Source organism: Nitrospirillum bahiense (assembly GCF_007828025.1).
GTDB classification, from domain to species: domain Bacteria; phylum Pseudomonadota; class Alphaproteobacteria; order Azospirillales; family Azospirillaceae; genus Nitrospirillum; species Nitrospirillum amazonense.
The window spans coordinates 163,148-186,155 of sequence record NZ_VITO01000009.1 but is presented as its reverse complement, the minus strand read 5'-3'; the positions used below and the strand labels follow the sequence as shown (position 1 = coordinate 186,155).

General features: G+C 66.7%; 18 protein-coding genes and 1 tRNA gene. 14 read left to right on the top strand and 5 right to left on the bottom strand.

The window, feature by feature from the left end; translation table 11 throughout:
- Positions 1–84: 84 nt before the first annotated feature.
- Together FBZ88_RS15110 and FBZ88_RS15105 are read right to left on the bottom strand one after the other, a co-directional pair.
- Complete coding sequence (locus FBZ88_RS15110; RefSeq protein ID WP_145618018.1) at positions 85–1,104, bottom strand: MraY family glycosyltransferase; 1,020 nt, start codon at positions 1,102–1,104, stop codon at positions 85–87.
- A 75-nt stretch (positions 1,105–1,179) separates the two neighbouring features.
- Positions 1,180–1,683, bottom strand: coding sequence for a lipocalin-like domain-containing protein (locus tag FBZ88_RS15105; protein WP_145618016.1), 504 nt, complete (start codon positions 1,681–1,683; stop codon positions 1,180–1,182).
- Between the two features lie 135 nt (positions 1,684–1,818).
- On the opposite strand from FBZ88_RS15105, the gene FBZ88_RS15100 reads away from it, so the two are divergent.
- Positions 1,819–2,388: a CGNR zinc finger domain-containing protein gene (locus FBZ88_RS15100; RefSeq protein ID WP_211102674.1), complete on the top strand. Its 570-nt coding sequence runs from the start codon at positions 1,819–1,821 to the stop codon at positions 2,386–2,388.
- 647 nt (positions 2,389–3,035) lie between these two features.
- On the opposite strand, the gene FBZ88_RS15095 is transcribed toward FBZ88_RS15100, so the two are convergent.
- Complete coding sequence (locus FBZ88_RS15095; RefSeq protein ID WP_145618152.1) at positions 3,036–4,928, bottom strand: PHA/PHB synthase family protein; 1,893 nt, start codon at positions 4,926–4,928, stop codon at positions 3,036–3,038.
- Between the two features lie 352 nt (positions 4,929–5,280).
- Here FBZ88_RS15095 and FBZ88_RS30275 point away from each other — a divergent pair, with 352 nt between their 5' ends.
- Positions 5,281–5,535, top strand: a complete 255-nt coding sequence (locus FBZ88_RS30275) for a hypothetical protein (protein WP_186464417.1) — start codon at positions 5,281–5,283, stop codon at positions 5,533–5,535.
- 225 nt (positions 5,536–5,760) lie between these two features.
- On the opposite strand, the gene FBZ88_RS15090 is transcribed toward FBZ88_RS30275, so the two are convergent.
- A complete protein-coding gene (locus FBZ88_RS15090; protein ID WP_145618014.1) occupies positions 5,761–6,036 on the bottom strand; it encodes a hypothetical protein in 276 nt (91 codons plus the stop codon).
- 24 nt (positions 6,037–6,060) lie between these two features.
- On the opposite strand from FBZ88_RS15090, the gene FBZ88_RS15085 reads away from it, so the two are divergent.
- From FBZ88_RS15085 to FBZ88_RS15050, 8 genes are all read left to right on the top strand, one after another.
- On the top strand, positions 6,061–6,540 hold the full coding sequence (locus FBZ88_RS15085; RefSeq protein WP_145618013.1) for a hypothetical protein: 480 nt from the start codon (positions 6,061–6,063) through the stop codon (positions 6,538–6,540).
- Positions 6,541–6,742: 202 nt separating this feature from the next.
- On the top strand, positions 6,743–7,960 hold the full coding sequence (locus tag FBZ88_RS15080; protein ID WP_145618012.1) for an LL-diaminopimelate aminotransferase: 1,218 nt from the start codon (positions 6,743–6,745) through the stop codon (positions 7,958–7,960).
- 32 nt (positions 7,961–7,992) lie between these two features.
- Positions 7,993–9,288 carry a homoserine dehydrogenase gene (locus FBZ88_RS15075; RefSeq protein WP_145618010.1) on the top strand — a complete coding sequence of 432 codons (1,296 nt, stop codon included), beginning with the start codon at positions 7,993–7,995 and terminating at the stop codon, positions 9,286–9,288.
- A 125-nt stretch (positions 9,289–9,413) separates the two neighbouring features.
- Positions 9,414–10,385 (top strand): class II fructose-bisphosphatase, encoded by a 972-nt coding sequence (gene glpX / locus FBZ88_RS15070; RefSeq protein ID WP_088874000.1) that lies wholly within the window; start codon positions 9,414–9,416, stop codon positions 10,383–10,385.
- Positions 10,375–12,225 (top strand): single-stranded-DNA-specific exonuclease RecJ, encoded by a 1,851-nt coding sequence (gene recJ, locus FBZ88_RS15065; RefSeq protein ID WP_145618008.1) that lies wholly within the window; start codon positions 10,375–10,377, stop codon positions 12,223–12,225. Before glpX ends, recJ begins: the two co-directional genes overlap by 11 nt.
- A gap of 640 nt (positions 12,226–12,865) precedes the next feature.
- Positions 12,866–14,347: a hypothetical protein gene (locus FBZ88_RS15060; RefSeq protein ID WP_145618007.1), complete on the top strand. Its 1,482-nt coding sequence runs from the start codon at positions 12,866–12,868 to the stop codon at positions 14,345–14,347.
- Between the two features lie 133 nt (positions 14,348–14,480).
- A tRNA-Glu gene (locus tag FBZ88_RS15055) sits at positions 14,481–14,556 on the top strand.
- Between the two features lie 83 nt (positions 14,557–14,639).
- Entirely contained in the window at positions 14,640–15,704 is a 1,065-nt protein-coding gene (locus FBZ88_RS15050; protein ID WP_145618006.1) for a site-specific integrase, read from the top strand.
- 54 nt (positions 15,705–15,758) lie between these two features.
- Here the strand turns inward: FBZ88_RS15050 and FBZ88_RS15045 are convergent, their stop codons facing one another.
- Entirely contained in the window at positions 15,759–16,460 is a 702-nt protein-coding gene (locus FBZ88_RS15045; protein WP_145618005.1) for a helix-turn-helix domain-containing protein, read from the bottom strand.
- A 597-nt stretch (positions 16,461–17,057) separates the two neighbouring features.
- Here FBZ88_RS15045 and FBZ88_RS15040 point away from each other — a divergent pair.
- The 4 genes from FBZ88_RS15040 to cas7c all read left to right on the top strand — a co-directional run bounded on the left by FBZ88_RS15040 (position 17,058) and on the right by cas7c (position 22,998).
- Positions 17,058–19,376: a CRISPR-associated endonuclease Cas3'' gene (locus FBZ88_RS15040; protein WP_145618004.1), complete on the top strand. Its 2,319-nt coding sequence runs from the start codon at positions 17,058–17,060 to the stop codon at positions 19,374–19,376.
- 128 nt (positions 19,377–19,504) lie between these two features.
- Positions 19,505–20,206 (top strand): type I-C CRISPR-associated protein Cas5c, encoded by a 702-nt coding sequence (cas5c, locus tag FBZ88_RS15035; RefSeq protein WP_145618002.1) that lies wholly within the window; start codon positions 19,505–19,507, stop codon positions 20,204–20,206.
- Positions 20,203–22,047, top strand: coding sequence for a type I-C CRISPR-associated protein Cas8c/Csd1 (cas8c, locus tag FBZ88_RS15030; RefSeq protein ID WP_145618001.1), 1,845 nt, complete (start codon positions 20,203–20,205; stop codon positions 22,045–22,047). The genes cas5c and cas8c overlap by 4 nt, the downstream gene beginning before the upstream one ends.
- Positions 22,048–22,050: 3 nt before the next feature.
- A complete protein-coding gene (gene cas7c / locus FBZ88_RS15025; protein ID WP_145618000.1) occupies positions 22,051–22,998 on the top strand; it encodes a type I-C CRISPR-associated protein Cas7/Csd2 in 948 nt (315 codons plus the stop codon).
- Positions 22,999–23,008: the final 10 nt, after the last annotated feature.

Genomic DNA, 23,008 nt, shown 5'->3' with positions numbered 1-23,008 from the left:
CGCCCCAAGCAAACTTAAATTTTTGAAGGTCCGCTTCCCGCTCATCTCAAGGCTGGGTAAGGAACCTGTCAACCAGGGCCGGATTCAGGCGGCGCCACCGTTCGCCTGGCCTTCGGACGCCGTCTTGGCATGGGCCATCCAGGCCAGCAGGGCCGCGACGGTAATGGGCGCCACCACCACCCAGCTGGGATCGGTGAAGGACAGGATGGCGCTGGCGGCCAGGGCGGCATTGGCGGCCAGGATAGCCAGGGCCACCAGGTCGTGCCGGCCCAGGCGGCGCACGGCCTGCTGGTAGAAGTGCTGCCGGTGGGCCTGCCACACCGGTTCCCGCCGCCACAGGCGCTTGGCCAGGGTCAGGCTCGCGTCGCTCAGGTAATACAGCGGCAGGATCAGGGCCGGCAGCCACAGGCCGTCGCCCGCCGCGCGCAGCAGCAGCCAGCCGGACAGGAAGCCAAGGGGCACGCTGCCGACATCGCCCAGGAAGACGCGGGCCGGATGCCAGTTCCAGGCGATGAAGCCCAGGGCCACGCCGGCCAGGGCCAGGGCGTAGGAACTCATGAACCCCATCAGTCCGGCGGCGAAGTACGCGGCGGCCAGGCCCAGGCCCAGGCACAGGGTTTCCACCGCGCTGATGCCGTCGATGCCGTCCATGAAATTGAACAGGTTGACGAACCACACCCAGGCCAGGCCGGCCACGAAGCGGTCCAGCCAATGCGGCAGCCAGCCCTGGAACACCAGGGCCTCCGGCGGCAGGGCCGACAGGCCCACGGCCACGGCCAGCACCTGGGCCAGCAGGCGCCAGCCGGGCGGCACGCCACCCAAATCATCGGCCCAGGAAATGACAGCCAGGGCCAGCGCGGCGGCGATGGTGGGCCACAGCGTGTCCATGTCCCCCGCCACCAGGCCGGTCACGGCCCAGGCGCCCAGCAGGGCCGGCACCACACCCAGCCCGCCGCCGCGCGGCGTGGGCAGGGTGTGGCTGGAGCGCTCGTTGGGCTGGTCCATGACTTGGCGGCGTTTCAGCCACCAGGTGGCCGCCCCCACCAGGCCAAGCGCCAGCAGGAAGGGCAGGAACAGGCAGAGGAAGGGGGTCAGGATGGACATGGGCCCTTCTTGTAAGCGACTCGGGGTGGCTTCACAAGGCCGGGCGCGGTCGATGTCTTGTGATGCGGCCAGGGGTCACGGCGCCTTGCGCCACACCGAATAGGCCACCGTGCCGTCGCCCGAGGCGCTGGCCGGCACGCCATAGCTCAGCAGCCCGCCGTCGTAGGTGTAGTCGCGCACCTGGCGCTTGCCCTCCCAATTGGGGAATGACGCCGCCTGCACGTCGAACACCAGCTGGTGATGCGCCCGGTCGATCTGGACGGTGCCGAAGTGGGTGCTGGAGCCCAGAACGGCCTGCCGGTACTCCTCCGCCGTGCCCTGGGTCTTCACGCCGCTGGCGAAGGCGGGCCGGCCCACCCGGAAGATCTGCATGTTGTAGCGCCCGGCCGAATCGACGGTCAGCAGGCCCAGCGGGTGTTCGCCGAAATTGGTCGTGCGGCTCCCGTCGGCATGAATCTCGTACGCCGCGTCCATCACCCAGGTGCCCTCCAGCGAGGCCAGGTCGGCGGCCCGGGCGACGGTGGACGTGCCCAGGGCCGCCAGCACGGCCAGGGCGGACAGACTCTTGTCGAAACGCATGGTCGCTTCCTCTCTTATGTAACCGGTTAATCAGGTTTCAATGGGGCGATGGTTGCCCTTATCCGTGAAACCTGTCAATACGGTTACATGCGACAGGGCGACCATCACTCAATTCCTCCAGTGGGGGCCCCTCCCTTGGCGGAGGAACGCGACGGCTTCCGCTTCCGGGGCGGATGCCCGGCCATCGATCTGCCGGCCACCTTGCAGGCGCGGCTGAAGCCAGCACCACGGGAGCTGCTGGCGACGCCGGAGGACGTGCGGCGCTGGATTGTGGCGGCGGGCCTGACCGACACGGCACCGCCGGCGGACGAGGGGGATTTGGCGCTGGCCCGGCGCCTGCGTGAGGCCATTTACGATCTGGCCGTCCATCGGCATGGCGGTAGCGGCCCGCCAGGCGGCAGCGTCGATTCGGCGCTGGATGTCCTGAATCAGGTGGCCGCCCTGCCGGCGGCGACACCTGCCCTTTCCCAGTCTGGGAACGTGCGCCTCTCGGGCCCCATGACGGCCTTCATCGCCACGGTGGCACGTGACGCGGTGCATCTGTTCGGCAGCGGGGCACCCATCCGGCAATGCCAATCGCCCGCCTGTACCCTGTTCTTCGTCGACACGTCCCGTGCCGGCGACCGCCGCTGGTGCTCCATGAAAGGCTGCGGCACCAAGGCCAAGGTGGCGGAGTTCCGCCGGCGCAAGCGCGAGGGGGCGTAGCAGCGGGCCTAGGGAGCCCGCTGCTATCAGCGACTTCCCTTAGGTCAGTTCGTTAGTTTCTTGGAAGAGGCCAAAACTGCCATGTGCCTCCCATCATGGAATGATAGCCCGTTGGCCCTTGGATCCATGCTTGGCAACCTTCAGGAATAGGGTGTGCTTTAGCCTCTTCAATGGTTTTGAAAGGAGGCGGGGCCTTCGGTATTAGCGATCCGCGCCCGCTGCTGCCGACGCCGGCATGAGGAAGGTAAAAGGCACGGAAGCAGCTATTCTGATCTATGAGTGTCATTAGCTGCCGCATTGACGCTTCCCGTTCACACCGGCGTCCAGCGCACCATGCATCATAAGTTGAAGGTGGAACTCTGAGCTGGTCGGCGGCCCATTCTCGGCTGCGGTCGGGCCTTCCGTGCCAATCCTTGAGACAGTTGGCAAATGGCCGAGGATCCTCTTCCCAATTAGGCTCGTTCCAAGAGAGATATGTTTCCATGTTTGACGTCCCATCGTCATGCAGCACCTGCGATTGCCGCAAACATGGATATAGCGTAGCGCTATACCGAAGCCTAGAAATATAGCGCTGCGCTATATAGGCCATTGTGATAGGAGCGGGCCGGATTGCCATTGACCATTGGTCGCCCCCGGCCCGCACACGCTTACTCCACCACTCGCACCTTCACATAGCTGCCGGGGGCGTCCTCTATGGGCTTCAGTTTGCCGTCGCCGGGCGTGCGGGCCGGCACCTGGGGGCCGGCGTATTGCTTCAGCCAGTCGGCGTAGACGGGCCACCAGCTGCCCGGCACCTGGGTGGTGCCCGCCAGCCAGTCGTCGGGCGAGGCCGGCAGCGCGTCGTTCAGGAAGTGGCTGTACTTGTTGGCGGCCGGCGGGTTGACCACGCCGGCGATATGGCCGGAGGCCGCCAGCACGAACTTCACCGGCCCGCCATAGAGCTGGGTGGCGGCGTAGGTGCTTTTCCACGGCGCGATATGGTCCTCACGGGTGGACAGCATGAAGGTGGGCGTCTTGATGGTGCGCAGGTCGATGGGCACGCCCTTCAGGGTGATGCCGCCCGGCCGGACCAGCAGGTTCTTCTGGTACATGTTGCGCAGGTAGAAGCTGTGCATGGCCGGCGGCATGCGGGTGCTGTCGGAATTCCAGTACAGCAGGTCGAAGGGGAAGGGGTCCTTGCCCAGCAGGTAGTTGTTGACCACGAAGGACCAGATCAGGTCGTTCGAGCGCAGCATGTTGAAGGTGGTGGCCATGGACTGGCCATCCAGGTAGCCCCGGCTTTTCATGCGGGACTCCAGCGCGCCCAGCTGCTCCTCGTCGATGAACACCGACAGCTCGCCCACGTCGGTGAAGTCGGTCAAGGTCACCAGGTACATGGCGCTCTTGATGCGCGCGTCTTTCTTGGCGGCCATGTAGGCCAGCGTGCCCGACAGCAGAGTGCCGCCGATGCAATAGCCGATGGCGTTCACGCCCTCCTCACCGGTGGCGTCCTGGATGGCGTCCAGGGCGGCCAGCGGCCCCTCGACCATGTAGTCCTCGAAATCCTTGGCGGCCAGCTTCTCATTGGGATTGACCCAGGAGATGACGAAGACGGTGTGGCCCTGCTCCGTCAGCCAGCGGATCAGGGAATTGGCCGGCTTCAGATCCAGGATGTAGAACTTGTTGATCCAGGGCGGGATGATCAGCAACGGCGTCTTGTGCACCGTCTCCGTCAGCGGCGCGTACTGGATCAGCTGCATCAGCTCGTTCTGGAAGACCACCTTGCCCGGGGTAACGGCGATGTTGCGTCCCACCTCGAACGCCGCATAGTCGGTCATGGAGATGGCCAACTGGCCCCGGCCGCGTTCCAGGTCGCTCAGCAGGTTCTCCAGGCCCTTCAGAAGGTTGTCGCCGCCCGTCTCCAGCGTGACGCGCAGCACCTCGGGATTGGTCAGGGGGAAGTTGCTGGGTGACAGCGCGTCCACGAACTGCCGGGTGAAGAAATCCACCTTCTTGGCGGTCTTGCCCTCTAGCCCCTCCACCCCACGCACGGCGGTCTGCACATACTTGGCGGTCAGCAGATAGGACTGCTTGATGAAGTCGAAGACGGCGCTTTCCTCCCAGGACTTGTCCTTGAAGCGCTTGTCCTCCTTGGCCGGGCTGATGACCGGCTCCGCCTCCTCCCCCATCAGGCGCTGGGCCGTGCGCTGCCAAAGGGCCAGATAGTCCTGCCACAGGCCCAGTTGCGCCTCGATCAGGCGGTTGGGGTCGGCCATCAGCCGGGCGGTCATCTCCATGAAGGCGCCGCCCAGGTTGAATGGGTCCAGGTTGGAGAGATTGGCCGGCAGGCTGCTGAAGGACGCGGCGCCAAAGGGGGCCGCAATGGACATGGGGTCGGCGGCGGCGGTGCCGTCGGCCGGCGTCTGCGCCTGGCGGGCCACGAAATCGGCCACCAGCCGCTGCGCCTGCTCCGCGATGCGGTTCATGGCCAGCGTCATCTCCACCGGGTCGGGCAGACGGACCTCGCCATTGGGCCCATCCTTGGCGGTGTCCTTGGCCACCGGCTTGGCGGCCGCCTTGGGGGCTTCGGCAGCAGATGCTTCGGTCTTGGGTACCTCGGCCTTCGGCGCCGGGGCCGGCATGAAGGGGGGCGGCTTCGGCGCGTCCAGCGCGGCGGCGGCCGGCATCACCACGCTGGGTGGCAAGGGGGCGGCCTTGCGGCGCGGCGCCTTGGCGGCCACGGCGGGCGCGGCGGCGGCCTTGGCCGGCTTCCCGCCCCCCCGGGCCGCTCCTGGGGCGGCCTTGGCCTTTTCCGCCGTCACGCCGGCAACGGGTACCGGCGCCAACGGTTCCCGCGTCAGGTTCTTGTGCGCCTTCAGGTGCGGCGCGCCCGGCACCGGCGGAGCGATGGGGGTGGCGCGGACCACTTTCGGCTTCGGCGCGGCGGCGGTCTTCGCGGGCGCCTTGGGCGCAGGGGTGGCGGCTTTGGCTGTAGCGGATTTCGCCGCCGCAGCCTTCGCAGGGGCAGCCTTCACGGGCGCGGCCTTGGGGGCGGGCTGGGGCGTGGTCCGCTGGGGCGTGGTCCCACGCGCCTGGGCCTTGGGCGCCGCGGTCTTCGCGGCGGGCGCCTTCGTCACGGCGGCTTTCGCGGCGGCGGCCTTCGGCTGAGTCGGGGCGGGGGGGACGGTTTCGGGGGCAGTCTTGGAAACACGCGGGGACCGGGTACGCTTGGGCGGGGTATCGGCCATGCTTTCTTGTTCCTTCGCCTCGATTACCAGGGGGGACTACCAGGGGCTGTTCTGATGAAGCGGCGGCCGCGCGAGGTGTTCCACGCGGGTCCGGCGGGGTCGCCCGCCCGCTGCCCGGCCGTTCCGCCGCCGTAAGAAGGCTGGGTTACGGCTGGTCACGGCGCTTGCGGCCCGTAGGGATTTCATACACGATCCGGCCATGATTTTCACCGACGCTGACGCACGGCCCACGGGTGCAGGCACCCAGGAAGGTCACCCAAACCGTTTCCGGTCCCACCGGGGCGCGCCCCTGGGCGCCGCCGGCGCCGTCGCGGGCGCGCGCGTCCTTGCCGGCCGGGGCCTGTTGGTGCTGGCGCTTGCCGGTGCCGGCTTGAGTTTGGGCGGATGCGCCGGCCAGCTGGTGCCCCAGGCCATGTTCCACGATGGGCCTGAGGATCCTGAGCCCATGGCGAACGACGCCAGCAGCAAGGCCTTGCTGCTGGGTGAGCGGCCGGTGCGCCGTGTGGGACCGCCGCCCGACGTATGGCCCAACCTGGCCTCGGTGCCCGAGCGGCCGAAGAATGTGCCCGATCCCGCCACGCGGCAGAAGGACATGGATGCCCTGCTGGCGGACCGGACGGCGGCGGGCTCCATCGCCACGGACCTGAACAAGTACCAGGCTTCCCCCGACCAGCAGTCCGTGCAGCGCGCCACCTCGTCCAACGCGCTGTTTGGCGGCCCCGCCGCCGGTGGCCAGGCCGCGCCCAGCCAGAGCAAGATGCCGGTGGTGCCCAGCGCGCCGCCCGCCGTGCCGGGCCGCGTGCCCGACGCCGTCCCGGCCGCCCCCGTTGCCGCCCCCGCCCCCGCCCGTGCCGCCACCGGCGCCGCGGTTAGCCAGGCTGGTGCCCCCGCCGCCAACGGCACCAGCCAGACCCCCCAGAACTGATCCGGCACATCCCGGGCCTTTACGGGCCCTGGGATAGGATTGGGGCGGAAAATTAGCTGGGTGCGGGCGTTCTTGTAAGCAAATGTCTTGAAACGGGATGCCCGCCCTGTGGAAATTGCTGTCGCCCGGTTGCGGCCGGGACGATACAAACCCATCGGCCACCATGCCTCCCATCCACCCTGAAATCGGTACAGACCGTCCCATGAACGAAGAGTTCCACCGCATTAAGCGCCTGCCGCCCTATGTGTTCGCCGAAGTGAACGCGATGAAGGCGCGAGCTCGCGCGGCCGGTGAGGACATCATCGACCTCGGCATGGGCAACCCCGACCAGCCCACCCCGCCCCACATCGTGGAAAAGCTGGTGGAGGCCGTGCGCAATCCCAAGACGCACCGCTATTCCATGTCCCGCGGCATCCCCGGCCTGCGCAAGGCGATCTCCGCCTATTACAAGCGCCGATTCGACGTCGACATCGACCCGGAGACGGAGGCCTGCGTCACCATCGGCTCCAAGGAAGGGCTGGCCAACCTGGCCCAGGCCATCACCAGCCCGGGCGATGTCATCCTGGTGCCCAATCCCTCCTACCCCATCCACCCCTTCGGCTTCATGCTGGCGGGTGCCGCCCTGCGGCATATCCCGGTGGTGGAAGGCCTGGACAATTTCGTGGAGACGCTGGAACGCGCCATCCGCCACTCGGTGCCCAAGCCTATCGCCGTCATCGTCAGCTTCCCGGCCAACCCGACGACGCAGACGGTCACGCTGGACTTCTACCGCCCGATCGTGGAGCTGTGCCTGAAGCATGGCATATACATCCTGTCGGACATCGCGTACGCGGAGATCTATTTCGACGGCAACCCGCCGCCATCCATCCTGCAGATCCCCGAGGCGCGCGACATCACGGTGGAATTCAACAGCCTCAGCAAGACGTACAACATGCCGGGCTGGCGCGTGGGCTTCGGCGTGGGCTCGAAGAAGCTCATCGGCGCGCTGGCCAAGTTCAAGTCCTACGTCGACTATGGCGCCTTCACCCCCATCCAGGTGGCGGCCACCGCCGCGCTGAACGGGCCGCAGGACTGCGTGGAGGAAATCCGCCAAATGTACAAGGCGCGCCGCGACGCCCTGATCGACGGCCTGGCGGCCGCCGGCTGGGACGTGCCGCCGCCGGCCGCCACCATGTTCGTCTGGGCCCGCATTCCTGAGCCCTTCCGCGCCATGGGCTCGCTGGAATTCTCCAAGCTGCTGCTGCAGGAGGCGCAGGTCGCCGTCTCCCCCGGCATCGGCTTTGGCGAGTATGGTGACGAGCATGTCCGTTTCGGCCTGGTGGAAAACGTCCAGCGCATCCGTCAGGCCTGCCGCAACATCCGGGCCTTCCTGCACCGGACCGGCAACGGTGGCGACGCTGCCTCCAAAAAAGTGATCTAAGTCTGATGGTTGCGGTCGATAAGGGGGAAAGCATGGGTACGGCACCGCTGCGCGTGGGCATCGCGGGTCTTGGCACCGTCGGCGCCGGGGTCCTGAAGCTGCTCGCCACCCAGGGCGACCTGCTGGCCCGGCGTGTTGGCCGGCCGATGGTGGTCACGGCCGTCAGCGCCCGCGATCGCACCCGCGACCGGGGCGTCGATCTGTCGTCCGTGCGCTGGTACGACAACGCCGTCGACCTGGCGTCGGACGACCAGGTTGACGTGGTGGTGGAATTGATCGGCGGGTCGGACGGCATAGCCGCCCGCACCGTCGAGACGGCGCTGGCCCATGGCAAGCACGTCGTCACGGCCAACAAGGCGCTGCTGGCCCACCACGGCACGGCGCTGGCCACCCAGGCCGAGGCCCAGGGCCTGACCCTGGCGTTCGAGGCGGCGGTGGCCGGCGGCATCCCCGTCATCAAGGGCCTGCGCGAAGGCCTGGCCGCCAACCAGGTGCGCGAGGTGCACGGCATCCTGAACGGCACCTGCAACTACATCCTGACCGAGATGCGGACCACGGGCCGCGACTTCGGCGACGTCCTGGCCGAGGCCCAGGCCAAGGGCTATGCCGAGGCGGACCCCAGCTTCGACATCGATGGCGTGGACGCGGCGCACAAGCTGGCCATCCTCACCTCCGTCGCCTTCGGCACGCGGGTGGACTTCGCCAACGTGCATGTCGAGGGCATCCGTCACATCTCCGCCCTGGACATCGACTACGCCGGGCAGCTGGGCTACCGCATCAAGCTGCTGGGCATCGCCCGCCGGACGGAAAACGGCATCGAGCAGCGGGTGAACCCCTGCATGGTGCCGGTCGGTTCCCTCATCGCCGCCACCGACGGGGTGTTCAACGCCGTGGTCGCCGACAGCGATTTCGCCGACAAGGTGGCGCTGGTGGGCCGGGGGGCCGGAGCGGGTCCCACCGCTTCGGCCGTGGTCGCGGACCTGGTGGATATCGCCATCGGCCGCCGCACCCCCACCTTCGCCGTACCCGCCGGCCAACTGGCACCCCTGACTCCTGCCCCCTTGTCGGCGCGGCGCGGACGGTATTATGTGCGCCTCATGGTGGTCGACCGTCCGGGCGTCATCGCCGACGTCGCCGCGGCCCTGCGCGACCAGAACGTCTCCATGGAGTCGTTCCTGCAGCGGGGGCGGGCGCCAGGTGAGGCTGTTCCGGTGGTGCTGACCACCCACGATACAGAAGAGGTGGCGATGTTGCGCGCCCTGGCCGTCATAGGCGGGCTGGACGCGGTTCAGGAAACGCCGCGGATGATCCGTATCGAGGATTATTGACACACCACCGTCACGGACCCCGTCCTTATAATAAGGGGTCCGACGGCAAACAGACTCAGGGGAAGATGACTATGAGCAAGGCTATTGAGGCGCCCGTCGATCCGAAGGGCGACATCAGCCTGGTTATGGACCGCAACCTGGCCCTGGAAGCGGTGCGCGTGACCGAGGCGGCCGCCTTGTCCGCGTCGCTGCTGATGGGCCGCGGGGATGAGAAGGCCGCCGACCAGGCCGCGGTGGATGCCATGCGCAAGGCCCTGAACAGCCTGGCCATCGACGGCACCGTGGTGATCGGCGAGGGTGAGCGCGACGAGGCGCCCATGCTGTACATTGGTGAAAAGGTCGGCAGTGGCCATGGCCCCAAGATCGACATCGCGCTGGACCCTCTGGAAGGGACCACCATCACCGCCACCGGCGGCCCCAACGCCCTGGCGGTCATCGCCATGGCGGAATCGGGCGGCTTCCTGAACGCCCCCGACGTCTACATGGACAAGATCGCCGTGGGTGCGGGCCTCCCCGAGGGCGTGGTCGACATCGATGAGAAGATCGAGACCAACCTGAAGAACCTGGCCCTGGCCAAGCATGCCACGGTGGAGGAACTGGTGGTCTGCATCCTGGACCGCCCCCGCCACCGCGAGCTGATCGCCCGCGTGCGCGCCGCCGGCGCCCGCATCATGCTGATCGGCGATGGCGACGTGTCCGGTGTCATCTCCACCGCGCAGCCCGACAGCGGCATCGACCTGTATGTCGGTTCCGGCGGCGCGCCGGAAGGCGTGCTGGCCGCCGCCGCCCTGCGCTGCATCGGCGGCCAGATGCAGGGCCGCCTGCTGTTCCGCAACGACGACGAACGCGCCCGCGCCAAGCGCTGGGGCGTCACCGACCTGGACCGCAAGTATGGCCTGACGGACCTCGCCAGCGGCAACGTCATGTTCGCCGCCACCGGCGTGACCACCGGCACCATGCTGCGCGGTGTGCGCCGCTTCCCCGGCGGGGCCTACACCCATTCAGTGATTATGCGGTCGAAGAGCGGCACGGTGCGCTATGTTGAGGCGCACCACAATCTCCGCACCAAGACCAAATTCATTCCGGATGCAGAATAACATAACGTTCTTGAGCTCGCCGGCGGGGGACAATCCTGCCGGCGAGCCTCGCCCCCTGTTGGGGGTCTCACGGTCCGCCACCGGCCGGCGCTGGCTGGCCCGTCCGCATGATGAGAGGCTGGCCCTGGCCCATGCCCAGCGCGGCGGCCTGCCGGAGCTGGTGGGGCGGGTCCTGGCGGCGCGCGGCGTCGACCTGGACCAGGCCGAGGATTTCCTGGGCCCCACACTGAAACGCTTCCTGCCCGATCCCCACGCTCTGCTGGATATGCAGGCAGCGGCGGAGCATCTGGCCGACGCTGTGCGGCGCGGCCGGCGCTTGGCCGTCTTCGGCGACTACGACGTTGACGGTGCCACCTCCTCCGCCCTGCTGGTGCGCTTCTTCCGCGCCGTGGGCGCCGACATCCAGGCCTATATTCCCGACCGCATCAACGAAGGTTACGGCCCCAACGCCCCGGCGCTGCTGCGCCTGCGCGAGGCCGGGGTGGATCTGGTCATCACGGTCGATTGCGGCGTGACCTCGTTCGAACCCCTGGCCGCCGCCGCGCAGGCCGGGCTGGAGGTCATCGTCGTCGATCATCACAAGGCGGAACCGGCCCTGCCCACGGCCCGGGCCGTGGTGAACCCCAACCGCCTCGACGAGACCGTGACCGACCGCCTGGGCAGCCTCGCGGCGGTGGGCGTCAGCTTCCTGCTGGTGGTGGCGGTCAACCGGGTCCTGCGCGCCGCCGGCTGGTACGCCAACCGGGCGGAGCCGGACCTGATGGGCTGGCTGGACCTGGTGGCATTGGGCACCGTTTGCGACGTGGTGCCCCTGGTGGGCCTGAATCGCGCCCTGGTGGCGCAGGGCCTGAAGGTGATGAGCCGCCGCAACAACGTGGGTCTGGCCGCCCTGGCCGACGTCGCCGGCATCAATGAACGCATGGACGCTTATCACGCCGGCTACATCCTGGGGCCGCGCGTCAACGCCGGCGGCCGGGTGGGCCGCGCCGACCTCGGCACCCGCCTGCTGTCCACCGAGGACCCGGTGGAGGCGCGTGAGCTGGCGGCCCAGTTGCACACCCTGAACGCCGAGCGCCGGGCCATCGAGGCCCTGGTGCTGGAAGAGGCCATCGCCATGGTGGAGGCGCAGGCTTCCACCGATCCGCTTACCGATGCCGGGGCGCTGGTGATCGCGGGGGCGGGCTGGCATCCCGGCGTCATTGGCATCGTCGCCTCCCGCCTCAAGGAGCGCTATGGCGTGCCGGCCTGCGTGGTGGCGCTGGAAGGCGGCATCGGCAAGGCCTCGGGCCGCTCGGTCCGGGGCATAGACTTGGGCTCGGCCGTCATCGCCGCCCGCCAGGCCGGCCTGCTGCTGGCCGGCGGCGGCCATGCCATGGCGGCGGGGTTCACGGTGGCGGAGGACAGGCTGGCCGACCTGCGCGCCTTCCTGGCCGACCGCATCGCGCAACAGACAGCGGGGCAGGGCCCGTTGGTGCCCACCCTGCACCTGGACGGGGTGGTGTCGGTGCGCGGCGCCTCCGCCGACCTGCTGGGCCACATCACCCGCCTGGGCCCCTTCGGCACCGGCAACTCCGAACCGCGCCTGGCCGTGGCCGACGCCCGCATCGTGCGGGCCGACGTGGTCGGCGGCAACCATGTGCGCTGCATCCTGTCCTCAGCCGATGGCGCCCGCCTCAAGGCCATCGCCTTCCGCGCCATGGATGAGGATCTGGGGCCCGCCCTGCTGAACCATGGCGGCCGGCCTATGCACTTGGCCGGCACCCTGCGCGCCGACCGTTGGAACGGGGCGGAGGGCGTGCAGCTGACCATTGATGACGCCGCTTTGCCGGGCGCATCGTGAAGCTGGCGACATTTATCCCGGTTGGATAGGGCGGCGCGGCGCATTTACGCCGTTAGCCACTGTACGAAAGTAAGAAAGTCGTTACGGCCCCTACCGGGGCTTCGGTGGCGATGATTTTCATATTTTCCGCTTCCAGTCGGATGTATGTCGGCCGACATTGCGGTGTTGAGACTAGGTGTCAGCCGCGCTTATGCCCGCGTGCCGTCGGCTCAATGCCGATGCATATGGTAGTTTAACCAAAACTATCTTTCCGTCCGCCCGGAATCGCGGTCCTGCGGTCCTCTCTCCATTGCTGGGTTCATCCAAATTATTGAGCGGATTATTCTGTCACACGTTAAGTAGCGACGTCCATCGGCGTCGGTTTATGCTTGGCGGTAACCCGGCTGTCATGGGTTCATCATTTTCCGATTATGGATAGGACTGGATTGACAGCGGCGCTGCATTAAACGATCCTTACGGGCAAGGGGTCATTCTGTTCCGTCGTTACTCTTGGCGGGACATTGAATGGCTGTCGACCATAAAAATCAAAGGGCCGATCATTACAACGCGTGAAGGTTCCAAGGCTCCGCCCGGGCAGCCGACGAGGACATCCGGCGGGGATGAGGGGGTATTGATGTCGGGACAGCCTGGAACGAAACGAGTGGTTGCGGCCGCGCCGGAAGCCCCGGCCGACGCCGCGCCGGAATCGACCCTCAGCCGCCTGGAATCCCACTTCCGCACCCTGGATGAGGGGTCGCTGGTCCGTGTCGCCGCCGCCGTTGAAAAGGCCCGCGCGACCGAGACGGGCGCCGCCTCCGACGAACAGATCCTGACGTGCCTGCGCCCCATGCTGCGCAGCCTGCGGCCCGTGCGCGTGCCCACCTTCCAGCGGGCGCTGTGCGTTTGCCTGGAACCCTACCTGATCGATGGCGACTCCGTGGGCGCCGCGCGCCGGGCGGTGGTGGCCCGGTCCAGCCTGGCGCCCTGGTGGCGCCTGCTCATGGGGTCCCCCTACCGGCCGCGTCTGGCGGCGGCGACGGCGGAATATCGCAACGCCGTGGCATCGGAACGGCAGGATGAGATCGACGCCGTCGTCCAGTTCGGCCGCAGCATCGCGGCGGAGGCCACCACCACCCTGTTGGCGGAAGCGGCGCAGTCTGCCGTACGCAAGCGTGAGTTGGAGGTGTTGCTGGGCAGCGAGCGCGCGTTCGGGGATGCGGCTGAAATAGCGCGCATCCTGGGCCTGGATCCGCTGTTGACCCCCTGGTTCGACCAGATCCGCGCGGTGTGCCCGCGCACGGCGGACGGCAGGGTACATGACTTCAATCCCCAGGGCACGGTCATTGCCAAGAACGGCTACATGCACCTGCATGCTGCCGACCGCGAGGTGGTCGACTATTACTTCCACGGTCTGTTGCGCCTGCTCGCCCAGCCGTGGCAGTCGCTGCGCCTGGTGCGCCTGCTGTCGGCCGATCTGCTGCGTGCCGGCGGCGACAGTGCCGGCCTGCAGATGATTCCGGCCAAGCTGTTCGGCGACCTGACCCGCACCTTGGCGGAGATCGGGCGCACGGCAACGGGCGATCGGGGCATGACCCGGCGGGTCTGGCTGATGACGTGCGCCCGCCTCATCTCCGACGCCGGCGCCATGGTGCAGGGCATGGCGGAAGAGGTGAAGGAGTTCGGCAACGCCGGATGGGAGACCATGATGGTCGAGGCCCGGCAGAAGGTGACCCAGGCGGCAGACCAGTTCGCCAGCGTGGCGGTTCGCGACGCGGCCCTGGTGCTGCCGCAGAAGGAAGTGCGCGAGAAGCTGGAGGTGCGGCTGGTGCCCGATATGGCCCACAGCCCCTCGGATGACGAGGTGTCGGTGGCTCAGGCTGCCGCGACCCTGTTCACCGCCTGCCGCAAGGTGGCGGAAAAGGAAGGCTTCGACCGGTCCATCCGTGCCAAGGAGGCGGATTTGGAGGCCACCTTCCAGACGGCCATCAACTTCCGTTTCGAATATCTGCGGGCACGCGGCAAGAACAAGGCCGTCTCGGCCCAGCTGCAGGCGCTGGAGAAGGTCTTGCGCTCCATGCCCAAGACCGAACCCATGCTGGACCTGATCCTGAAAGCGGAACGCGCCATCGAACGCTTCCGCTGACGAGGAACCATCACCGTTTTCCCGCCCGATCCGGCCGCGCTTACAGGCAGACCCCCTATGCGCGAAAACCGGTGGGCGGGACTTTTTATCCGCTTGCCTTATCGGGGCCGGATCATTATGTATCCACCCCGCTGTCCCCTTCGTCTAGAGGCCTAGGACACCGCCCTTTCACGGCGGCGACACGGGTTCGAATCCCGTAGGGGACGCCACGCTTCCAGCGTTTCGGCTGGATTTTGCGGGACAATCTGGGGACAAATGGATCCGCGGGACATCCAGCGGAGACGTCATTCCCATGGCTACCATCGCTCCCCGGAAGAACCGGGAAGGCCAGGTCATTGGCTACCAGGTGAAGATCCGGCGTAACGGCTTCCCCACCCAATCCAAAACCTTCGAGACCAGGACCGATGCGAAGCGTTGGGCCGCCGAGATGGAATCGGAAATCTCCCGTGGCGTCTTCGTCGATCGCAGCGAGGCGGAGCGCAACACCCTGGGCGACTTGATACGCCGCTATCAGACGGAGATCACACCCACCAAGCTCGGTGGCGACAAGGAGAAGGGCCACTTGGCCGTGATCCTGGACGACCAGATCAGCCTGATGCGGATGACCATGCTGGCGTCGAAGGATGTGGGCGCCTTCCGTGATCGGATGGCCGCCGCCGCTTACGCTCCGGCTACCATCGTCCGCCGGTTGAACCTTATCGCGACCGTCATCAACCACGCCCGGTCCGAATGGGGCGTCCATGTGGTCGACAATATGGCGTCGGCCAAGCTCACGGCGCGTCCGAAGGGGGCTGACCGGAAGCGGGAGCGCCGGTTGCAGCCCGCCCGCGTCGTTGCGGGACGGGAGGAGTGTCCCGCAGAGGAGGAAACCCTGTTCAAGGCGCTTGCGGCGGGCCGTCACGCGGCCCTGACGGTGCCGCTGGCCCGGCTAGCCATCGAGACCGCCGCGCGGCAAGGCGAACTGTGCTCGCTCGACTGGAAGGACGTGGACCTGGAGAAGCGGGTCATGACCATCCGTGGCCTGAGCGGCCAAGGTTCCAAGAACGGCGATGTGCGTAGGGTGCCCCTTTCCAGCGCCGCGGTGGAGGCCATTCGTTCCCTGCCCGGGTTCGGGGCCAAGGCCGGCCGGCTTTTCCCGGTTGACCAGAATGCGCTCAAAATCACCTTCGCCCGTACAGTGGGGAAGAAGATCCCCGACCTGACCTTCCACGACCTTCGGCACGAGGCGACCAGCCGGCTCGCCAAGGTTTACACCAATCCCTTGGAGCTAATGCGGGTCACCGGGCACAAGACGCTGTCGATGCTGAGCCGGTACTACCACGCCGATGCGGAGGAACTGGCTCAGCGGCTGGCGTGAGGGTAAAGCTCAACAGCGTGGTCATGCTTGAGGCGCTAATGAAGAAATGGCTGTTCAGAACCATTCCGCATCGGTGGTGACAAGGGCAGGATATGCGCGACCTAGGGCTTCCAGCTGTTCGAAATCAACAAGCTTATCGACCGGCTGCTTGCGAATAAGGTCCAGAGCTTCAGCCGCCTCCAAGGGTTCGGTGTCCTGAGGTAACGGCGCGCGGACGAACTCCGTCAACTGCCGGCCCTTAAGGGCCGCATCATAGACCGCCAGGACCTCCGCCATGCGTCTTAAATTGTCCAGCGCCAGGTACAATGTCGAGCGATCGGTCAACAAACACCGGTCGTCAAATTCGAGCAACGCATTAAGGGTATATTTGTAATGGGCTCCGGGTACGCTATTCGGCAACAGGAATAGCCTCAGCGATTGGCAGCCCGGTTCCTGTACCGCCTCGCCCAAGAGGCGGCAGACTCTATCGCTGCTCAGTCCTTCCGGGCGGATCACGGGGTGGCCGCCGATGACAGCTGGTGGGGTGGAGAAACATAATCTTACGCCTGGTCCCAAGGTGCCGCTGGCGGGGATGAACGCCAGGCCTTCCTCCTCAAACGCTCGTCGGATGGCGTTGACCGTGACGTCCCTGGGCGTGGTCAGGCCGCGTTCAATGTTGTTTAGACTGGTGGTGGACAACCCGCAACGGTACGCTAACTCAGCCTGTGTCCAGCCCATCATGCTGCGGGCGCTTCGAATTTGCTCGGGAGTCAGCATGGGGTAAACACTGGCGCTCAGTTGGTATTTTATCAAGAGGGGTTGATAAAAAAGCAGGACACAGCAAAATTCGAAAATTTGAAGGCGGAGCCCGCCTCCAGCCAGAGAAAATCATTCATAAGTTGCAGAATGTCCGTTCCAGTTCCTTTTATTTTCTCTTCAAACTTTCCCTGTTACGGGGGGAGCACGTCTAAAATTCAGGAAAGCCGCCAACGAGGGTAAATGGCCAAATTGCAACCTGTAGGATATGTCGCCGTCCCTCTGCCGGGTCAAGCCTGAAATTAGCCTCGTGTGAGGAGCCAAAGTCCAAATGCGGCTCAAATCGCCCGCATTGAGGCAAGCCTCAGGAGCGGGGGAAGATGGTTTAGTACCGGGGCATGGGTTGAAACGACGACAACACAGAAGAGCGACACGACGATAACCTGCTGCCTCCACCGAGGGAAGGCAGGCCAGAGCGAAGGTGAGGTGATCCCTTCACCTATTGGGCTTGGTTCCACTCTTTCACCGGTGACCTTTCCCCGCGTCAGGGACCACCCGTTGACAGGCGGCTGGTCGTCTGAACACTTTTAAGCGGTGTATCGCTTCCAGGCCGCCCAAATGCCGGTTGTTCCATTCGATGGTCCGCTCCTTGCCCATTCCGGGCTGCGGTCCGACGGCGCCGATGGCGAGCCACTGATCCACCACCTGTCCGAAGTCGGCGACCGCGCCGGTGGATGCGCCGACGCATTCGGCATGGGGGCCGCCGCCCGGGCCATGGGGTGGCTGCATGACCTGGGCAAGGCTGACTCGGCGTTCCAGCTCTATATCCGAGGCCGGGGCTCCAGCCCCGACCATTCCACGGCGGGTGCCGTCACAGCCCTACGGGCTTATGGCGAGCGCTGGGGCAAGCTGATGGCGTTCGGCATTGCCGGCCATCATGCCGGCCTGGCCAACGGTGCCACCGGGGGCGACGTGACGCCCTTGGTCCAGCGGCTGCACAACTTCGGGGATCCGCCGGGCTTGCCGGATGGCGTGGACCTGCCCGATCCCGCTTTGGTGCGGCGCAGCTTGAAGCCGTTCAGCGCCTTCGGCCAGGCGCTGTTGGCGCGCATGCTGTTTTCCTGCCTGGTGGATGCCGACCGTCTGGCCACCGAAGGATTCTATGCCCGTTTGCATAAGCAGCCTGTGGAGCGCGGATGCGCCACTACGCTGGCCAACTTGCGGGATAATCTGGAAAACCATCTGGCGGCGGTGCGGGAGAGGGGCGGCCTGACCGAGGTTGATCGGCTGCGCGCGGACGTCCTGGCTACCGCCCGCGATCGCGCCGGCCTGCCACCCGGCCTGTTTTCCCTGACCGTTCCCACCGGTGGCGGCAAGACCCTGACTTCCCTCGCCTTCGCGCTCGACCATGCCTTGGCCCACGGCCTGCGGCGGGTCATTCACGTCATCCCCTTCACTTCGGTCATCGAGCAGACGGCCGACGTGTTCTGTGAGGCCTTGGGTGACGCCGACGCGGTGCTCGAGCATCACAGCGCCTATGACCCGGATGTTGGGCGTGGCGCCAAGGATGGCAGTCCGGTGGGCGAGGGGACGGACGATGAGGCGCGGGATGGCGCGCGCAAGGTTCGATTGGCGGCGGAGAATTGGGACCGGCCCGTGGTCGTCACCACCGCCGTACAGTTTTTCGAAAGCCTGTTCTCCAACCGGCCCGGCCGCTGCCGCAAGCTGCACAACATCGCGGGCTCCGTCATCGTGCTGGATGAGGCCCAGACCCTGCCGGTCAAGTTCCTGCTGCCCTGCCTGGAGGTCATCCGGGAACTGGCCGACCATTATCGCTGCTCGGTGGTCTTGTGCACCGCGACGCAGCCGGCCGTCGGCCGGCGCCCCGATTTCCCCCGGGGACTGGAAAACGTCCGGGAACTGGCGCCCGATCCGCCAGCCCTGCACCGGGCGTTGAAACGGGTGCGCGTGCGCGTGGAAACCCGCCCCCTGGACGTGGAGGCGTTGGCGGGGCACCTGGCGGCTGAACCGCAGGTGCTGTGCATCGTCAACAACCGCCGCCACGCGCTGGACCTGTTCGAAACCTTGCGGCAGGCGACGGGGGATGGGGCCACCGTCCGTCTCTTGACCACCGGTCTGTGCGCCGCACACCGGCGCCGGGTGCTGGCGGAGATCCGGGATGACCTGGCCCAGGGCCGCCCCATTCGACTGGTGGCCACCTCCCTGATCGAGGCCGGGGTGGATGTCAGTTTCCCCACCGTCTGGCGCGCCATCGCCGGGTTGGACAGCGTGGCCCAGGCCGCCGGGCGCTGCAACCGGCATGGGGAACTGGGGATAGATGGGGGACGGGTCGTGGTCTTCATGCCGGCCGACCACCCGGACCACAAGCCGCCGCCGTCCTTGCGCGAGTATGTGGATGCCGCCGCCCCCTTCCTCCTGGGTGTTGACGATCCCTTGTCCCTGGACACCATCGAAACCTATTTCCGCGAGGTGTATTGGCGCCGCGACGGCACCGGCGGGCTGGACGGCGCGGAGGTGGGCGGGCGGCGGGGTGTGCTGCCCGCCTTGGAGGAACGGGCCCGCAGTCTGGACTTCCCCTTCGCTGATATTGCGGCCGCCGTGCGCCTGATCGAAGACACTCAAGTGCCGGTCATCATTCCCTATGGACCGGAGCGGGACCGGGTCATGGAACAGGTCGAACGCCTGGGGTGGGGGGCATCGCCCGGTACCGCCGCCCGCGCCCTGCAGCCTTTCCTGGTTCAGATTCCGCACCGCGCGCGGGCCGACCTGGTGGCCCGGCGCGCCGCCCAGCCCATTAGGCCGGACCTTTATGGCGACCAGTTCGTCCTGCTGGAGAACGAAGACCTTTACGACGCGGTGCACGGTCTGCGCTGGGCAGACCCCACCTTTCGCCGGATAGATAGCGGCCTGTTCTGACCGGCATGTTCGGGGGATTGTGCATTTGTGCGATGAAGCAATTTTCTGATGATTATAAGAAATGATATACTACTAAAGAGATGTTAGGCTGTGGATCACGATAATCCACCCGGAATATGGGAACCGGCATGCCTTTCGGAGTGCGGATACGCGTCAGCGGGCGCCACGCCTGCTTTTCCCGACCGGAGATGAAGACGGAGCGTGTGTCCTACGATGTCATCACGCCGTCGGCGGCGCGGGGCATCCTGGAGGCCATCCACTGGAAGCCGGCCATCCGTTGGACCATCGACCGCATCCATGTGCTGAAGCCCATCCGCTTCCAGTCCATCCGCCGCAACGAGGTGGGTGGCAAGATCCCGGTCAGCAACGTGCGCGCCGCCATGAAGGCCGGGGCGGTGCATGACCTGCGCCTGGTGGTCAACGATGCCCGCCAGCAACGTGCGGCCACCGTGCTGGTGGATGTGGATTACGTCATCGAGGCCCATTTCGACCTGACCGACCGGGCCGGCCCCGATGATACGCCCGCCAAGCATCATGAGATGTTCAGCCGGCGTGCGGCCAACGGTCAGTGCTTCCATCAGCCCTGTTTTGGCAACCGCGAATTCCCCGCTGATTTTCAGCTGTGGACCGACCCCATCCCCGCCCACGCCTTGCCCGGCGACCAGGCGAACAAGGACCTGGGCTGGCTGCTGCTGGATATTCACCACACGCCGACGAGGGGTGGGGGCCATGTCTGTGATGACGGCTGCGTGCCCCATTTCTTCCCGGCTCGGCTGAAGGATGGTGTCCTGACGGTTCCACGTCTGGACGCCGCAGAGGTGCGGTCGTGACCATCCTGGCGGCGCTGAACCGGCACTATGACCGCCTGGCCGACCAGGGGCTGGCGCCGCCCTTCGGCTACACTACCGAGAAGATCGGCTTCTGCCTGCTTCTGGGGGCTGATGGCACGTTGGTCCGCGCCGTTGACCTGCGCGCTACCGAAGGCCGCAAGCTGGTGGAGCGGCCCACGCCGGTACCCAAGCCCCCCAAACGCACCAGTGGCATAAGCCCGGCCTTCCTCTGGGACAACAGTAAGTACGTGCTGGGCCTGATCCGCGACAAGGACGGCCAGACTATCCTATCGTTCCCGGCCCATCAGGCGGCATTCCGGGACCGGCATGAGCGGGCTCTGGCTGACAGCAACGATGCCGGCCTGGTGGCCTTGCTGATCTTCCTGCGGAACTGGTCGCCGGAGGGGTTCGCCGACACTGGTTTGCCCCCCGACACCCTGAACGCCAACATCGTCTTCGCCCTGGACAGCGACTATCGCGACCAGCATCGCTTCCTGCATGATCGTCCGGCCGCCCGGGCGCTCTGGGCGCGGGAATTGGCGGCGGAGGCTGGCAGTCCGCAGATGTGCCTGGTCACGGGCGAGACGGCGGCGCCGGCGCGCCTGCACCCGGCCATCAAGGGCGTCTGGGGCGCACAAAGCTCCGGCGCCTCCCTGGTTTCCTTCAACCTGGACGCCTTCACTTCCTACGGAAAGGACCAGGGGGCCAACGCCCCGGTGTCGGAGGCCGCTGCCGCCGGCTATGGCGCGGCCTTGAACGCGCTCCTGGAAAAAGGCAGCCGTAATCGCATCCAGGTGGGCGATACCTCCGTGGCGTTCTGGGCCGATGCATCCGGTGTGGGGACTGATGCCGCGCGACGGGCGGAGGAAGCCGCCGCCGCCCTATTGATCTTCGAGGATGAAGAGGACGATGACGTCGGCCCCACGGATGCCGAGGAAGCCGTCGAGGTCCGGGATCGGCTGGAGGATGTGTCGCGGGGGCGGCCCCGCGCGCGTCTGGTCGCTGATGTCGACCCCAATACGCGCTTCTACCTGCTGGGGTTGGCACCCAATGCCGCGCGGCTGTCCGTCCGGTTCTGGCATGATACGACCTTCGGTCCCTTCATGGAAGCGCTGTCGGCCCATTGGCACGACCTGCGCATCGACCCGCCCGCCTGGAAGGGCCCACCGAAACTGCAGGCCTTGTTGTTTCCGACGGCGGTGCAGGGGAAGGCCGACAACATCCCGCCACTGTTGGGTGGCGAGTTGATGCGGGCCGTGCTGAACCCCAACCAGGACTATCCGCGCACCCTGCTGTCCGCCGTGCTGCAACGCATCCGCGCTGGGGATCAGAACAACATGCCTCGGGTGTTGGCCGCCCGTGCCGCCCTCTGCAAGGCCTGGCTGGCCCGCCATCGTCGCCTTGCCCACCCCGACCGTCGTCAGGAGGATTTCCTCGTGAGTCTGGACCGCGCTGAAAAAGACCCGGCCTATCGCCTGGGCCGTCTGTTCGCCGTGCTGGAGGGCATCCAGTTCAAGGCCCTGGGTTCCGTCAACGCCGGTATCCGCGACCGCTATTTCGGCGCCGCCTCGGCGACGCCCGCCGCCGTGTTCCCGCTGTTGCTGCGCGGCAGCAACCACCATCTCTCGGTTCTCCGCAAGAGGCCGGCGACCCGGGGCCTGGCCGGCTGGTTCGAGAGCCAGATCGGCGAGATCGTCAACGAGCTGGCGCCCGACCTGCCCCGGCATCTGGGCCTGGAAAGCCAGGGCCGGTTCGTTGTCGGCTACTACCACCAGCGCAGCGACCGCGCCAAGCCCGCCACCGAAGAAGCGACCGACCTTGCCGCCGACCAGGAGCCCTGACCCATGACTGCGCTCGCCAACCGCTATGAATTCGTCTTCCTGTTCGACGTCACCAACGGCAACCCCAACGGGGACCCCGATGCCGGCAACCTGCCGCGACTGGATCCGGAAACCAACCGCGGCCTGGTCACGGATGTCTGCCTGAAGCGCAAGATCCGCAACTTCATCAATCTGGTCCAGGATGGCGAACCAGGCTTCGGCATCTATGTCCAGGAAGGGGCCATCCTGAACGAGAAGCACCGCGAGGCCTATAAGGCGGTGCGGCCGAACGACGACACGGTGGCGACCGCCAAGAAGCTGTCACCCAAGAACGCGGAGGAGGAAACCGCCGTCCGTTCCTTCATGTGCCAGAACTTCTACGATGTCCGGACCTTCGGCGCCGTGATGGGCACGGGTATCAATTGCGGGCAGGTCCGGGGGCCGGTGCAACTGGCCTTCGCCCAGTCGGTGGAACCCGTCCTGCCCCTGGAAATCTCCATCACCCGCATGGCCGCCACCGCCGAGGGTGAAGCCAAGAAGGGCGAGGATGGCGAAGATGGGCGGCGCGACAACCGCACGATGGGCCGTAAACACATCATCCCTTACGGCCTCTATCGCGCCCACGGCTACATCTCGGCCAAGTTGGCGGAACGCACCGGCTTCGGCGAGGCCGATCTGGAACATCTCTGGCAGGCGCTGGAGCAGATGTTCGACCATGACCGCTCCGCGGCGCGGGGGGAGATGGGCAGCCGGAAATTGATCGTCTTCCGTCACGCCAGCGCCCTGGGCAACGCCGCCGCGCCGGCCCTATTCGGGCGGGTGACGGTCCGCCGCCGCTTCAAGGGCGAGGAATATGCCTTGGACGGGGACGGGTTGGACAACCTGCCGCCTGCCCGCAGTTTCGCCGACTACAGCGTTTCCGTGAATCGGGATGGGCTTCCCGCCGGGGTCGAGATCATCGAACGGCTTTGACGCATCAAGG

What these genes read in the sequence shown, in the direction of transcription:
- FBZ88_RS15110 (WP_145618018.1), bottom strand. Translation starts at nt 1,104, where the DNA reads ATGTCCATCCTGACCCCCTTCCTCTGCCTGTTCCTGCCCTTCCTGCTG.
- cas7c (WP_145618000.1), top strand. Translation starts at nt 22,051, where the DNA reads ATGACTGCGCTCGCCAACCGCTATGAATTCGTCTTCCTGTTCGACGTC.
- FBZ88_RS15085 (WP_145618013.1), top strand. Translation starts at nt 6,061, where the DNA reads ATGGCGAACGACGCCAGCAGCAAGGCCTTGCTGCTGGGTGAGCGGCCG.
- FBZ88_RS15045 (WP_145618005.1), bottom strand. Translation starts at nt 16,460, where the DNA reads ATGCTGACTCCCGAGCAAATTCGAAGCGCCCGCAGCATGATGGGCTGG.
- FBZ88_RS15105 (WP_145618016.1), bottom strand. Translation starts at nt 1,683, where the DNA reads ATGCGTTTCGACAAGAGTCTGTCCGCCCTGGCCGTGCTGGCGGCCCTG.
- recJ (WP_145618008.1), top strand. Translation starts at nt 10,375, where the DNA reads ATGCAGAATAACATAACGTTCTTGAGCTCGCCGGCGGGGGACAATCCT.
- cas5c (WP_145618002.1), top strand. Translation starts at nt 19,505, where the DNA reads ATGCCTTTCGGAGTGCGGATACGCGTCAGCGGGCGCCACGCCTGCTTT.
- FBZ88_RS15080 (WP_145618012.1), top strand. Translation starts at nt 6,743, where the DNA reads ATGAACGAAGAGTTCCACCGCATTAAGCGCCTGCCGCCCTATGTGTTC.
- FBZ88_RS15075 (WP_145618010.1), top strand. Translation starts at nt 7,993, where the DNA reads ATGGGTACGGCACCGCTGCGCGTGGGCATCGCGGGTCTTGGCACCGTC.
- FBZ88_RS15040 (WP_145618004.1), top strand. Translation starts at nt 17,058, where the DNA reads ATGCCGGTTGTTCCATTCGATGGTCCGCTCCTTGCCCATTCCGGGCTG.
- FBZ88_RS15050 (WP_145618006.1), top strand. Translation starts at nt 14,640, where the DNA reads ATGGCTACCATCGCTCCCCGGAAGAACCGGGAAGGCCAGGTCATTGGC.
- glpX (WP_088874000.1), top strand. Translation starts at nt 9,414, where the DNA reads ATGGACCGCAACCTGGCCCTGGAAGCGGTGCGCGTGACCGAGGCGGCC.